Below are 14,213 nucleotides of genomic sequence, written 5' to 3'. Positions count from 1 at the left end.
ATCATTCGCTCCTTTTCATATCCACCACCAGCTTGACAAGACTGTCAATGGTGGCTTTTTCTGACATATATGCTTTCATTCCAAAGCTCTCAGCAGCCGCCTTCGTCTGTCTGCCGATGCAGGCCGCCTTAACCTTTGAATAATCCAGTCCTTTTGTTCCCTCTACAAATCCCTTCACAGTGGAGGCACTTGTAAACACCGCACAGCTGATCTGTCCTGTTTCAAATTCCTTCTTCTCATCGATGAGCTGGCTCTTTTCGTAAAGAGTCTGATAAGTCGGAACATCCTCGACCACAGCGCCTGCCTGTGCAAGAAATGCGGTGAGCTTTTCATTACCCTTTTCTGCCCGCGGGATAAGTATCTTTTCTCCACCGGAAAGAAGCTCTGAAAGTTCCTTTCCAAGAGTATCCCCGTCATATACCGACGGCACAAAATCTGCCAGCAGACCTCTTTCCTTCAGGGCCTTTTTTGTTCCTTCCCCGATCACGGCCAGACGGGCATTTCCCATGGCACGGATATCTTTTCCATGGCGGATCAGTTCTTCAAAAAATACCCTTACACCTGTAGGGCTGGTAAATACAAGCCACTGATATTCCTCCAGGTGATCCAGCGCTTTATAGAGACGGCTCTGGTCTTCCATGGGGACAGTACGGATCGCCGGAAGCTCCAGAACCTCCGCGCCTTTTTCACGAAGCATGTCCGCAGTTCTGGAAACAAGCTCCTTCGGTCTTGTGACAAGGACCTTCCATCCTGAAAGCGGCAGTTCTTCATACCAGCCAAACTTCTCTGCCAGTGTACATACCTTACCCACCACAATGATCGCCGGTGTCTCAATCCCCTGGCGTTTCACCTCTTCTTCCAGGGTAGAAACTGTTGCTACGATCCGTTTCTGACCTGCTGTAGTTCCCTTCTGCAGGATCGCCGCAGGCATGTCCTTTTCCATTCCTGCACCTATCAGACCCTCGCAGATATCCGGAAGTGCGGACACGCCCATCAGAAATACAAGCGTTCCCTTTGTATCAACAAGTGCCCGGAAGTCTATATCATATTCTTCTCCGGCCCTCTTATGTCCTGTAATGATGTGGACTGAAGAACAGAAATCCCTGTGTGTTACCGGAACCCCGTTATATGCCGGTACTGCAATGGAGGAAGTAACACCCGGAACAACCTCATAAGGGATCCCATTCTCCCGAAGAAGCTCCAGCTCCTCTCCTCCTCTTCCAAAGAGGAATGGATCTCCGCCTTTCAGGCGCACCACACGAAGACCCCGCTGTGCCTCCTCAAGAAGTACCTGATTGATATTTTCCTGACGCATGATATGGTGACTGGCACGTTTGCCTACATTGATCAGCCTGGCATTTTCCGGGATTCTTGACAGAACTCCCTGACCTACCAGACTGTCATAGACGACCACATCTGCCTGTTCCAGCACTTTGAGGCCTTTTAATGTAAAAAGGCCGATATCGCCAGGACCCGCTCCTACCAGCCATACTTTTCCTGTTTTCATCTGTTTTCTCCTTTTTTCCGAAGAGTTTCTGCCAGTTCCCTGCCTAAGCTTTCCGCATCTGCCTTATTGCCACGCAGTGTTCCTGTTACATAGGAACCGTCTTTTTCATTATAATAAAGCCCTCTGAGATAGATCTCATCCCCGAGAATTTCCGCATGGGCAGCCACCGGAGAAGAGCATCCTCCATCCAGGAGCTTTACAAAAGCACGCTCCGCACTTCCCGCGGTCCAGGCATCCTTATCACAGTAGCCCTCCAGGAAATCATAAGCTTCCCCTTTTCTTCCCTGTACAGCAAGGATTCCCTGACCAGCAGCCGGAATGATCTCATCTGCTGTAAAATACCGGTTGATCCTGGATCCCAGTCCGAGTCTCTTAAGGCCGGCAGCAGCCAGGATCAATGCACTGTACTGTCCTTCATCCAGCTTCCGGAGTCTTGTCTGAAGATTTCCGCGGATACTTCTGACATCCATATCCGGATACAGTTTTTTAAGCTGTAAGGTTCTCCTTAAGCTGGAGCATCCAAGGGGCTTGCTTTTATCAAGTTCAGAAGCTCCCTCAGGAAGAACCAGTACGTCTCTCGGATCTTCTCTTTTGGAAAAAGCCAGAAGCGGCAGCTCCTCCGGAACCTCCATAGGCATATCTTTCAGGCTGTGTACAGAAAGAATACTTCTTCCATCTATCAGTGCTTTATCCAGCTCCTTTACAAAAAGCCCTTTTCCGCCAACCTTATCCAGTGTACGGTCCAGAATGATATCCCCGGTAGTTTTCATAGTGAGGATTTCCACTTCCAGATCCGGATTTTTTCCTTTTATGTAGTCACGGACCATTTCGCTCTGCAGCACTGCAAGCTTACTCTCTCTGCTGCCGATCACGATCTTATCTCTCTTCATCTTCATCCTGCTCTCCCAATACTTTTTCCAGCGCATTCTGAATCTCTTCCCTTACACGCTTTGCTTTTTTGTGATCCAGTCCGCTGGCTGTAACTCCAACTACCATTTCATCCCGCATATATACGCCCGGAAAATAAAAATCACAGGCTTCCCGGTCGGAGGCTACATTAACATAAATGCCCTCCTCCTTACAGACACGGTGGATCTCATCATTCAGCTTCCAGTCATTGGTGGCTGCGATCACCATATATGCGTTGGCAAAGTCTGAACGTTTCACGGGACGGATATATAAAGTTACAGTTCCTGCTTTTCCAAGATCCATAAGCTCCTGGGTCACTTTTGTAGCCACTACCGTGATATTTCTTGTAAATTTCAGAAGAGTCTTTATTCTTCTGGTAGCAATATTACCACCACCTGCCACAACGATATTTTTATCGGACAGGTCTATAAACATGGGGAAATAAGGTTTATTCTTCATAAAGTTTCTCCAGTCCTTCCACACATTCCAGAAAAGCATCCTGGTTCAGGCTGTCCCGAAGCCCGAAGATCAGCTTGTTCACAACCTTTCCGGCTGCAGTATCCACTGCTTTTTTCAGTTTTTCTCTGTCTGAATCCTCCATAGGAGTTTTCCGGAAGATTTTTTCGATCCTCAGGTTCAGATCTTCCACAGCATCCGCTTTGATCTCCTGGATGCGCGGGATGATATCACGACCTTCCAGCCACTGGAAAAATTCGTTCATCTGGGCCTTCACAATGGCTCCTGCTGCTTCTAGGTTATCTGCAAGTTCCTTCGGTGTCTCGCCGGTTCGGAAGCTGTCCATATCATAAAGTGTGATGTTATCTTTTTTTCGGATCTCCGGATCAATATCTCTTGGAACTGCCAGATCGATAAGGATCATAGGTCGTTCCACACGTACATCCTCAAACAATTCTTCCGTCAGTGTATAATTGGGGCTTGCTGTTGCGCTGACCACCAGGTCACACTCCGGCAGATAATCCATTCTCTCACCATAATTGATCCTGCTGCATCCAACAGGAATGCTCACAACACCACTTCTGTACTGACGGATCGTAACCGTCACATCCGCTCCTGCTTCACGCAGTGTCTGGGCAGCCATCTTCCCCATCTCACCGTTTCCGATCACCATACAGACTTTATTGCGAACATGATAACCGCCCTCTTCCAGAAAACGGATGGCCTGATGGATCACAGAAGGATTTCCATGGGAAAACGGCACTTCCGTTTTGATCTTCTTGCCTGCAGTTACCGCCATACGGAAAAGCACCTCCAGAACACTGTCTGTGGTAAACTCATCCCTTGACATACTCAACGCATCTTTTACCTGGGTCAGGATCTGATCTTCCCCCAGGATCTGGGATTTCAGTCCGCTGGTAAGATAAAACAGGTGTTCCACCGCCTCTTCGTTTTCTCTGCTGGTAAAATACTTCTGGTATTGTTCTCCCTGCACACCTTTCAACGAGCAGAGCCACTGATACAGGTCCGGCTTCTCCTCATCTGCAGTACTTACCCACAGTTCCAGCCGGTTACAGGTCGACAGAATAATACACCCGCAGATCCCAGCTTCTTCTTTCAGCCTGCGCAGCGCCTCTCCGGTATTTTTACGGGTAAAAGCAAACTGCGCTCTGACATCTACAGGTGCCATATTATGATCGATTCCAATCATGAATATACTCATGTCCTACGTTTCTCCTTTGTTTCCACAATCTTTTATAATGATAAACATTTCCGTAAGGAAAGTCAACTACGATTGACAATGTCAGCCCTCCCTTTTATAATATCTTATGGTAGAAATTGCGGATCATCTTTATATTCCAGCGGAGAAATATAAAGAGTTTATCATAATCACCATAATTATCAGGATGGAGGAAATCCCCGTATGAACTCAGCTTCAAAAAAAGCGATCCTAGTAGTAAGTTTCGGCACAAGCTATGAAAACACCCGTAAGCTTACCATCGAGGCCATCGAGCACGATATTGCCGATGCATTCCCGGCCTGTCCCACCTACCGTGCATGGACAAGCAAAATGATCATTGCCAAACTGAAAAAGCGGGACGGTCTTACGATCCACACGGTAAAGGAGGCTCTGGAACAGATGCTTCTGGATGGTATCACCGATGTGATCGTACAGCCGACTCATGTGATCAACGGTATCGAAAATGATCAGATGAAAGCCGATGCGCTTTCTTTTCGTGACCGTTTTTCCAGTATTGTTTTCGGAAATCCTCTTCTCACAACAGAAGAAGATAACCAGGCGATCGTCCGGGTAGTTGCAGATGAATTCCGGGACATGGATCCGGACACTGCACTTGTACTGATGGGACATGGAACAGAACACTACGCAAACACGGTTTACGCTGCTTTGGATTACCGTTTTAAAGATACCGGACATAAAAATATTTTTCTTGGAACTGTAGAAGCCTATCCGGCCCTGGACTCCCTTCTCCGGGCTGCCGACAGCTTTCATCCGAAAAAGATCGTGCTGGCGCCTTTCATGATCGTAGCCGGCGACCATGCACAGAACGATCTGGCCGGTGCAGATCCGGACTCCTGGATGAACCGTCTTTCTTCCGAAGGATATGAAGTCACCCCTGTACTGAAGGGACTTGGCGAATATCCCCAGGTCCGGCAGATCCTTGTGGAACATGTACAGCAGGCCATGAACGCTTCGATCTGACAGAGATCAGATGATCCATATATATCCCTCATAAAAAAACTGCACCGTGATCCATCCCTGGATCTTCCGGTGCAGTTTTTTATTTTTTATGAAATTACTTGAAATTCTGAAATTCCTGTTATTTATGCCATCAGTTCATCCAGTTTTGTCTTTACAGCAAGGATAAACTCTTTGCTGTTCAATACCTGTACCTCTTTCAGGGAAGTGATCAGTGCAAGATCCTTGGTCATCTTTCCGCTTTCAATGGTATCCAGTGTTGCTTTTTCCAGTTTTCCTGCAAAATCAGCAAGTGCTTCATTTCCGTCCAGCTCGCCTCTCTTGCGGAGAGCTCCTGTCCATGCAAAGATCGTTGCAACAGAGTTTGTGGATGTTTCTTTTCCCTCAAGATGACGATAATAGTGTCTCTGAACTGTTCCGTGGGCAGCCTCATACTCAAAATATCCCTTCGGGGATACCAGTACAGAGGTCATCATGGCAAGAGAGCCAAATGCGGAAGATACCATGTCGCTCATAACATCTCCGTCATAGTTCTTGCATGCCCAGATAAAACCGCCTTCTGCCTTCATAACACGGGCTACGATATCATCGATCAGACTGTAAAAATAGGTCAGGCCGGCTTCCTCAAATTTATCCTTAAACTCTGCATCAAAGATCTGCTGGAAAATCTCTTTAAATCTTCCATCGTATGTTTTGGAAATGGTATCCTTGCTTCCGAACCATACATCCTGCTTTGTGTCCAGTGCATAATTAAAGCAGCTTCTCGCAAAGCTCTTTACGGAATCATCAAGATTATGCATGCCACGGAGAACACCTGCTCCATCAAAATGCTGGATCAGCTCCTTACGCTCTTCTCCGTCTTCGCCCTCAAATACAAGATATGCATCTCCCGGCTTGTCAATATAAAATTCTGTATTCTTATAGATATCTCCATATGCATGACGTGCAAGTGTGATCGGTTTCACCCAATTCTTTACACATGGCTCGATTCCCTTTACAACGATCGGCGCACGGAATACAGTTCCATCAAGAATAGCACGGATCGTTCCGTTTGGACTCTTGTACATTTTTTTCAGGTCATACTCTTCCATTCTGGCTGCGTTTGGCGTGATCGTGGCACATTTTACGGCTACTCCGTATTTCTTGGTTGCTTCTGCTGCATCAATGGTAACCTGATCATCTGTCTCATTTCTGTGCTCAAGACCAAGATCATAATATTCTGTATTCAGTTCCAGATACGGTGTGAGAAGTTCATCCTTGATGATCTGCCACAGGATACGTGTCATCTCGTCTCCGTCCATCTCAACTAAAGGTGTCTGCATTTTGATTTTTTCCATATTATTTTCTCCTTTTGAGGTTTATTCTCCTGTTCGGATTCCAGGTGCTCTTTCCTTTAGAATCTTTCTTCAGCACTTTTACTGTACATTGTACTCATATTTTCCGGTTCCGTCAACGCTTTTGTGCTTTACCACACTATGTTTATAAGAATTGTATAATAATTCAGCCTGCCAACAGTTTTTCACAGTTAAATTTTCCCCATCCCTGCTGATTTCTGGGAAGTCCCATATCTTCTGCATTTTCTCTTAACAACATCTTTACCTCTACATTAGAAAGCCGGGGATCTTTTTCCAGAAGGCAGGCGATCCCTCCTGACACCAGAGGCGTCGACATGGAGGTTCCGCTTTTGAGCCCATATGAGTACGGCAGTCCCGGTGCACAGGCAATGACCTGGCTTCCCGGCGCTACCAGATCCGGTTTGCACACACAGTCAAAAGTAGGGCCTCTTCCGGAAACTGCCTTTCTGCCATTCAGCATATCACTGGAGCCTACGGTAATGATCTTCCGGCTGCTTCCCGGTGCTGTTACCGTGCCGGCCCCCGGTCCCTGATTTCCTGCTGCAGCTACCACCACAAATCCCAGATCCCAAAGTTTTTCCACTCCTTCAAGAAGATCTGTCTGTTCCTTATGATCCCGGGATGTTGTTCCCACTGAAATATTAACGATACGGATATGATAAATGCTTCCAAACTCCATGATCCACCGAAATGCCCGCATCACATCCTCCCTGCTTCCGTTCCCGAAACGATCCAGAACCTTCAGAGCAGCGATACTGCAGCCAGGTGCAGCCCCTTTATATTTTCCACCTGATGCAGTTCCGTCCCCTGCAAGGATCCCGCTGACATGAGTCCCATGTCCGTTATCATCATATGGGCTGCGTCTGACTCCTGTAAAATCACGAAACACGGAAATACGGCTGCCAAAATCTATATGAGGAAAAATACCGGTATCCAGAACCGCCACGCCTATCCCTTTTCCTGTATACATCCTTTTATACCTTTCCAAAGCTCTCCCGCCGGACAGCTGACCTTTCTTTAGCTTATTCTGCGACCATCTTTCCCGCTACTCGTTTTATATAAAAAGACCCCGGGATCTTACATCTGAATCCCCGGGATCTTTGCTGTATATTTTATTTAGTTTCCTCTTCCTGTACGGAAATTAACTGTTTTCTGGATCTGATTGTCCATTCCGTAGCTGTAGCTTCCATAAACTCCGGTATGCCAGCCCTTAGCCTGTCCTTCCGGGTCATAATGAAGTCCGTTTATGATCACCCAGCTATGTCTTGTAAAGCCATCTCCGGCTCCATCTCTGGTTCCCGGAACACGACCACATACCACATATGGATCATATCCGATCTCTCTTGCCAGTGCAGCAAATGCACAGGCATAGCCATAACAGTTTCCCTTTCCTGTAGCAAGCGTTCTCCACGCAGTCATTCTCCACCAGTCATTCTGATTTAAATTCGGATAATAGGCAGATGAATAATAGGTATTATTTATCACATAACTCCAGCACGCCTGCAGCTTCTGGCTTTTGGACATTCCACTTCTTGTAATATTTTGGACCACGCCTATACAATGCAGCTTCAGACTGCGCATATCATTTTTTACAGCCTGCCCCTTTCCGTTAAACCGGATTCCCTCCAGAGTACGGTTTTTGTAAAAACGTCCCCAGGAATCCGCATAGTAAAGATTTCTATCCGGAAGGCACAGCCAACCCTTTGAAGGATTTCCATATTTATTTACGTAATAGGAATATTTTCCTACATTTACGATACGTGACGTCTTTCCGTTCAAAAGGCGTCCTGCAGTATCAAACACATAGATCCTGGAACCGATCTTGTTATGGTAAGTTAACGCATAATATTTAGGCCCGAAATAATACCGTTTTCCCTTTACGGTCTTCCATTGGTTTCTGATCTTTCTGCCCTTGGTGTAGTAGTAATATTTTCCTTTTTCTCTGTAGAGACCGGTTTTCTTCTTTACAGTTGCCGTAGTAGTTGCTGCCTGCGTCTCACAGGTTACGGAAACCGTGCAGATCTGCACCGCAAAAAGCATGACCATCGCCATAAAAAACAATTTTACTCTTTTCATACGTATCTTTCCTTATCGTTCATTCTAATCAATACTCTTCGTATCTCACACTTCCGTCAGAATAGGTGATCTCATAGTAGCCATGACCACTTCCGTCACAGTCATCATAGGCCTGACGGCTAACTTCGGTAGGTTCTGCTGCAGCTGCCTCTGCTGCTGCCTGTGCCTCTGCTGCTGCCTGTGCCTCTGCCGCTGCCTGTGCGTCTGCCGCTGCTTGTGCGTCTGCCGCTGCCTGTGCGTCCGCTGCTGCCTGCGCGTCTGCCGCTGCCTGCGCTTCTGCTGCTGCCTGTGCGTCTGATGCCGCTTTTGCCTCTGCCACTTTTTTCTCTTCAGCTGCTTTCTGCTCTGCTACCAGCTTGTCGATCTCATCTTTATTGGAAGTGAAGTATGTATGTGCCGCATATCCCTTAACACCATCTCCTTCAACCTTCAGCCATCCAGGGCATACACCGGTTACCTTGAACTCGGTTCCAAGAGATGTTACTTTCAGGGATTTTGATTTTGTATCCGCTTTTTCACGGATATTTACATTGGATTTTGCATAGGTAGTGGCAGCTTCTTCCAGCTCAGTCTCCTCCGCATCTTCCAACGCTTCCTGAGATTTTCCTTTTTCATCTGTGTAGGAAATATAAAGGATCTCATACTCATTATAAAAAACAGGTTCTTTCCAGTCATCCGGTGTCACATTCCGGAAGGTATGCTCTGTACCATCTTTCATGGTGATCACTAGATCCTGACCTGCCGCATCCTTGGAGTCTTTCTTTTTGCTGTCGTCCTCTTTTGCATCCTGAAGCTCTGCGGATTTCACCTCAAGTCCGCTCTGATTTTTTACTGTAAGCTCTCCGATCTGAAAATCCTCTGCGGTCTCTTTTTCTTCTGCGGAATCTTTATCGCCAGTTTTCTCTGCGGTTTCCTCCTTTGTCGTTGTCTCGCCTGCAAAAGCAGCTGTCGGTGCCCCCAGACACATCGCTGCGATCAATGCTGCCCCTAAAAGCACCTGTACTGTTTTTTTTCTCATTTCTTATATCCTCCTTTATAGTGTCAGTCCGCCTATTATACGGGCTGAATCTTTGTTGCCTGTAAGAATTTCGATCTGATTTCCGTCTGCTGCAAGAAGTGAACGGTCCAGATATAAGCAAAAACCGCTGCTGTCCGTTTTTCCATCTTCTGTGGAAACATCCATCGGAAATGCTTCATAAATCTTATCATGGTTCAATCTTATATAAATCCTGCTGTCTGTATCCAGATATTTTTCTTCAATACAACCTGTGATCTTTTCCAGATTTCCCTGGATCTCGCACTGAACTGCTCCGGCACCGGCAGGAACCGTATCTTCTTCCGTAACATTCACCTGACACTCCGGTCCTTCCATGATCGGCGGTGACTGTGCCATTTCCGGGAGAAAACGCTCTGCCCGTTCCACGATCACAGTATCTGCATTCTTCTCATCCACTTCACTCATCTGGTAAGGTACTCCTCTGGAAAAATACGCACTGGAATAAGCATCTGCCATAAACGGAAGCAGTGCATTACCAAAAGAATCACGGAACATGACCAGACTTCCTTCCTTCACAGGATTTACCGTTGTGATCTTCGGATCAAAATTACTTACCACTTCTCCCACATAGGCAAATGTTGTCTGTCTGTCATAATAAACTTCCTCTTCCGGTGTCGTTGCAAGAGGATACAGCATCTCATCCAGATCTCCTGTGAAATCTGTTTTTATAGTATAGGGTTCCTCCTTATAGGAAACATGCTCCTTTTTCAGAGAAGACAGCAATGTATCCGCCGCAACTGCAGCACCCTTGTTGTTCCAGTGTGAATCTCTTTTGTGATAAAGAACTTCTTTCTCTTCTGAAAGAGTTTCATACAGATCTCCGTAAGAAACCTGCTCCTGCCTGAGATATTTCTGAAGATTAACAAGGTTTTTGTCCGATGATACCTTCAGGCTGTCATAGTACGGCATGTTCTCTCCATAGAGTGAGTTTTTATTAGGTGCCACAGTAAAAAGAAACTGCACACCTTTTTCATTCAATGTCTCCTGCATCATGGCCAATGTATGTGCAATATTAAAAAGGCTTCTCTCGGAAAGAAGCTCCTCTCCAAGATAATCCTCCAGCGAATCCTTATAATAAAGCCAGTTATCGGTTCCCTGGATCACACCATCTGCAGTAGATACTCCGAAAATCTTCCCGTTCAAAAGGGCATTTGCCGTTACAAGCTCATTTCGAAACGCAAAATGTTCCTGAAAATATTCGCCTGCTTCCGGCAGCCAACGGGTATTGATCTCGTTTTCTTTTTTCAGTTCAGGAAACTCAGCCAGTCTTCGGTTTTCAGACGATGCTTCCTGCTTTGTCACCGCCATCCCCAGAGATGGCACAAGACAAGCTGCAAAAAATGCAGTAATATAAAGCACCTGCAATTTTTTCATGTTTTCTGCCTCCTCTTAAAATCGAAAATAGATGAACGGATTATAGGTTCCGCCGGCAAGGCTCAATACACAAAGCGCAAAACCAGCCAGACTTAATACATAGTTAAAGCCTTCATACCATTTATACTTTTTCAGCATGCTGTTTACCGGAACTGCTGCGACCAGTGCCGCTGCCAGCGTTACAAGATATACCGGTGTCAGCTGCTGCAGTGTAAGGCTCATTGCGGAAGCCTTCCATCCAAAATCCGTAAACATTTCTCTGATCCAGAAGCATCCCTGCTTCATAGTGTCCGCACGGAAAAACACAAAGCCAACACAAACTACCAGAAGTGCATAGACATGCTGAAAAAAGCTCTTGAGCTTTCCGCCCTTTTTCCCGATAAATGGGATATACTCTTCCAGCATCAGGAAAAAGCCATGATAAATTCCCCAGAACAGAAAATTAAAGGAGGCACCATGCCAGATACCTGTACACACAAAAACGATCATTTTATTGACCACTGTACGGAATTTCCCTCTGCGGTTTCCCCCTAACGGAATATACAGATATTCCTTAAACCATCCTGAAAGAGACATATGCCATCTTCTCCAGAATTCACGGATACTGGCAGAAATATAAGGATAATCAAAATTCTCATGGAAATGAAATCCAAACATCATTCCGAGTCCCAGCGCCATATCACTGTAGCCGCTGAAATCAAAATAGATCTGCAGCATATAGGAAACTGCGCCCAGCCAAGCACCCGGACCGGTGATTCCGGTTGCTGCCGCACCAAAGAGATTATCCGCCACAAGTCCCATTGTATTGGCGATAAGAACCTTTTTGCTCAAACCTGCAATGAAACGCCGGATTCCTTTTCCGATTTCCTCCGGCGTCTGCTTACGATTATTGATCTCCGCCTCCACATCATGATACTTAACGATAGGTCCCGCGATCAGCTGTGGGAAAAACGAGATATACAGAAGCACCTTTCCGAAATTCTTCTGAACCGAAGCATCTCCCCGATAAACATCGATCACGTAGGAAAGTGCCTGAAAAGTAAAAAACGATATTCCGACCGGCATCCGGACCTGCGGAACCGGAATTCCGGCACCGGTAATAGAATTAAATGTCTCCACCAGAAATCCGGAATATTTAAAGATCACAAGAAGACCGAGATTTATCACCACAGCCAATGTCATTGTGAGCTTACGGATCTTCGGACATTCCCCTGTCAGGCGCGCTAAAATATAGTTGCCCGCCGATGAAGCAACCAGTAATATTACATAAATCGGTTCTCCGTATGCATAAAAGACCAGACTTGCCACTACAAGCAAAAAATTTTTGGCCCGCATCCCAGGTAAAAGGAGATGCAGACAAAAAGCAGCCGGAAGAAATACACACAGAAATACCATTGAACTGAAAACCATAATTATATTTATTTATCGGTCTGGCGAATCTTATTTGCTGATCACGTCCAGTACGATTTCCTTCCCTTTTTTGTCTTTGTATGTATTGACCCAGAATCTTGTGTATTCCAACAGATATTCCTGTCCGTCACCATAACAGCCATCTGTCTTTCTGGTACGAAGAGGTCTGCCAAGGGCTTTCCGCAGTGCTGCAGAACTCTTTTCTCTTACAAATGCTTTCCTTAATCTTGAAGATGTTCTGGCATCGTATACACCGGTTTTTGTATTAAAAGCATAAAATCCGGCTCTGGACTGTCCATATGCGGAATAATAAACGCCTTTTACCATCTGTGCATACCGGTTAAATCCATAGTATTTCCCGCCGATCTTTTTTACAAGGAGATAGTTCTCCCCGAAGAATGTTCCACCTTTATAAGCCTTTCCGGTGTTGGAAAAATAGTATCTGTATGTCATTTTTTTGCCGGTAGTCTTATTAGCGACAGTCACGGTTTTCCATGTATTCTTTACTTTTTTTCCCTTCACATAATAGTAGTATTGTCCGCCCTCTTTTTTGAGACCGTTTTTTACCTTGGCTGCCTTGGCTGTAGATGCTGCCTGTACAGTCTGAACCGCAATAAGCGGTTCAGCTGCCGGCATCTGGAGCATCATCAGACAAAGTACTGCTGCCAGGATCTTCTTTGTCCACTTTTTCATGATCTGCTCCTGTTCTTTAGAGAACGATATCTTCTCTTCCTTCAGTTTTATAGTATTTTTTCATGGATGAAGATTTCTGCATATAATATTTAACATCTTTTCTGGATTTGTTTCCTGCTGCATTTGCATCAAATGTATACCAGGTATTTCCGATCTTGATCTCTGTCCATCCATGTGGCTGCCATTTATTTTTATTAAATACATTACTTTTTCCCCAGCATACACGGACCGGAAGTCCTGTTGCACGTTTAGCCTGTACTGCAAAGGCTGATGCAACACCGTAGCAGTTTCCTTTTTCCATTCCCATGGTCAGATATGCAAACATCTGGCTTTTACCTTTTGTAAACTGCAAAGGTTTTCCGTCAAAGCCCTTCATTCTCATATATCCGTATTTTTTGGAACAGTTAAACAATTTCTGAAGAGCCGTTTTTTTCTGCGCAGTTGTAGTCAGACTTGCAGAAATCTTCTGGCTGCGAAGCACTGAATCTGTCATCTTGATCAGTTCTACATTTGCTTTTTTGGATTTCCCAGTGTATTTTCCGTTGGAAGCAAACTGCATGGTTTTGTAGGTATTTCCGGATTTTACTGTATACCATCCGGTCTTTCTTGCACCATTCGAGCCTAAATAATATATCGCACCATTGATCTTTTTTAATTTGTTGGTAACTTTTTTACCTTTGATGTAGTAATAATACTGACCGCCCTCTTTTTTCCAGCCATTTTTAACAGCTGCTTTTGCGGTTGTTGTGGTTGCTGTTGTTGCCGCCTGCGCACACACTGTGCCAAATGTCAGGCAAAACAGCATCGTAATCATGAGAACAAGCTGTGCGAATCTTCTCTTTTTCATGGTTTCTTTTCCTCCTGTTTTAAAAATCTTCATACCCGGTGATAATTATAGCATTGCTCTGATTTTCTTGCAATATAATGTATAAAATACATTATCTCCTCCAATACTTAACATATCTGAAAAATAAAGGAGGTTTTTCTATGCTTCTCTTTTTTCTTGTATTCTTCGGACTCCAGATCTTTGTTCTTTTCTGCTGTGCCGCTGCAGGAAATGACGCCGCTTCCCAGGAACTATCTGACCAGGAACAGCTTCAGTTTATCGCAGAATGGAAAAAACAACATCAAAAAAAGGACGTCTGCTGAAGAACGTCC

General features: G+C 45.4%; 14 protein-coding genes. 2 read left to right on the top strand and 12 right to left on the bottom strand.

Features of this window, described 5'->3' with window-relative positions; all coding sequences use genetic code 11:
* Position 1 precedes the first annotated feature (1 nt).
* The 4 genes from cobA to hemA are packed head-to-tail and all read right to left on the bottom strand — an operon-like array spanning position 2 to position 4,094.
* Entirely contained in the window at positions 2-1,507 is a 1,506-nt protein-coding gene (gene cobA / locus LI091_RS00245; RefSeq protein WP_015525264.1) for a uroporphyrinogen-III C-methyltransferase, read from the bottom strand.
* Entirely contained in the window at positions 1,504-2,397 is an 894-nt protein-coding gene (gene hemC, locus LI091_RS00240) for a hydroxymethylbilane synthase (protein WP_334297694.1), read from the bottom strand. The genes cobA and hemC overlap by 4 nt, the downstream gene beginning before the upstream one ends.
* The gene (locus LI091_RS00235) at positions 2,384-2,875 is read right to left on the bottom strand and encodes a precorrin-2 dehydrogenase/sirohydrochlorin ferrochelatase family protein (protein ID WP_015525267.1); all 492 of its coding nucleotides are present in this window, start codon (positions 2,873-2,875) and stop codon (positions 2,384-2,386) included. Before LI091_RS00235 ends, hemC begins: the two co-directional genes overlap by 14 nt.
* Complete coding sequence (hemA, locus tag LI091_RS00230) at positions 2,865-4,094, bottom strand: glutamyl-tRNA reductase (protein WP_015525268.1); 1,230 nt, start codon at positions 4,092-4,094, stop codon at positions 2,865-2,867. Before hemA ends, LI091_RS00235 begins: the two co-directional genes overlap by 11 nt.
* Positions 4,095-4,295: 201 nt before the next feature.
* Between hemA and LI091_RS00225 the strand changes: the two genes are divergently transcribed.
* The gene (locus LI091_RS00225) at positions 4,296-5,093 is read left to right on the top strand and encodes a sirohydrochlorin cobaltochelatase (protein WP_110103277.1); all 798 of its coding nucleotides are present in this window, start codon (positions 4,296-4,298) and stop codon (positions 5,091-5,093) included.
* 122 nt (positions 5,094-5,215) lie between these two features.
* On the opposite strand, the gene LI091_RS00220 is transcribed toward LI091_RS00225, so the two are convergent.
* From LI091_RS00220 to LI091_RS00185, 8 genes are all read right to left on the bottom strand, one after another.
* Complete coding sequence (locus LI091_RS00220; RefSeq protein WP_015525271.1) at positions 5,216-6,427, bottom strand: NADP-dependent isocitrate dehydrogenase; 1,212 nt, start codon at positions 6,425-6,427, stop codon at positions 5,216-5,218.
* Between the two features lie 163 nt (positions 6,428-6,590).
* Entirely contained in the window at positions 6,591-7,415 is an 825-nt protein-coding gene (locus LI091_RS00215; RefSeq protein WP_015525272.1) for a S8 family peptidase, read from the bottom strand.
* 146 nt (positions 7,416-7,561) lie between these two features.
* Positions 7,562-8,521: a transglutaminase-like domain-containing protein gene (locus tag LI091_RS00210; RefSeq protein ID WP_195656469.1), complete on the bottom strand. Its 960-nt coding sequence runs from the start codon at positions 8,519-8,521 to the stop codon at positions 7,562-7,564.
* A gap of 28 nt (positions 8,522-8,549) precedes the next feature.
* Entirely contained in the window at positions 8,550-9,539 is a 990-nt protein-coding gene (locus tag LI091_RS00205) for an SH3 domain-containing protein (protein WP_195656468.1), read from the bottom strand.
* A gap of 15 nt (positions 9,540-9,554) precedes the next feature.
* Positions 9,555-10,952, bottom strand: a complete 1,398-nt coding sequence (locus LI091_RS00200; protein ID WP_195656467.1) for an alginate O-acetyltransferase AlgX-related protein — start codon at positions 10,950-10,952, stop codon at positions 9,555-9,557.
* A 15-nt stretch (positions 10,953-10,967) separates the two neighbouring features.
* Positions 10,968-12,260 carry an MBOAT family O-acyltransferase gene (locus LI091_RS00195; RefSeq protein ID WP_320442561.1) on the bottom strand — a complete coding sequence of 431 codons (1,293 nt, stop codon included), beginning with the start codon at positions 12,258-12,260 and terminating at the stop codon, positions 10,968-10,970.
* A 132-nt stretch (positions 12,261-12,392) separates the two neighbouring features.
* Positions 12,393-13,055 (bottom strand): hypothetical protein, encoded by a 663-nt coding sequence (locus LI091_RS00190; protein WP_129975026.1) that lies wholly within the window; start codon positions 13,053-13,055, stop codon positions 12,393-12,395.
* 16 nt (positions 13,056-13,071) lie between these two features.
* Positions 13,072-13,902 (bottom strand): transglutaminase domain-containing protein, encoded by an 831-nt coding sequence (locus LI091_RS00185; protein ID WP_195656465.1) that lies wholly within the window; start codon positions 13,900-13,902, stop codon positions 13,072-13,074.
* Between the two features lie 140 nt (positions 13,903-14,042).
* Between LI091_RS00185 and LI091_RS00180 the strand changes: the two genes are divergently transcribed.
* Entirely contained in the window at positions 14,043-14,204 is a 162-nt protein-coding gene (locus LI091_RS00180; protein ID WP_015525281.1) for a hypothetical protein, read from the top strand.
* The last annotated feature ends 9 nt before the right edge of the window (positions 14,205-14,213 follow it).

This window comes from Blautia sp. MSK20_18, from assembly GCF_020553125.1.
Taxonomy (GTDB): Bacteria; Bacillota; Clostridia; order Lachnospirales; family Lachnospiraceae; genus Blautia_A; species Blautia_A fusiformis.
Note: the sequence above shows the minus strand (reverse complement) of the source record. Positions and strands in the feature narration are given on the sequence as shown.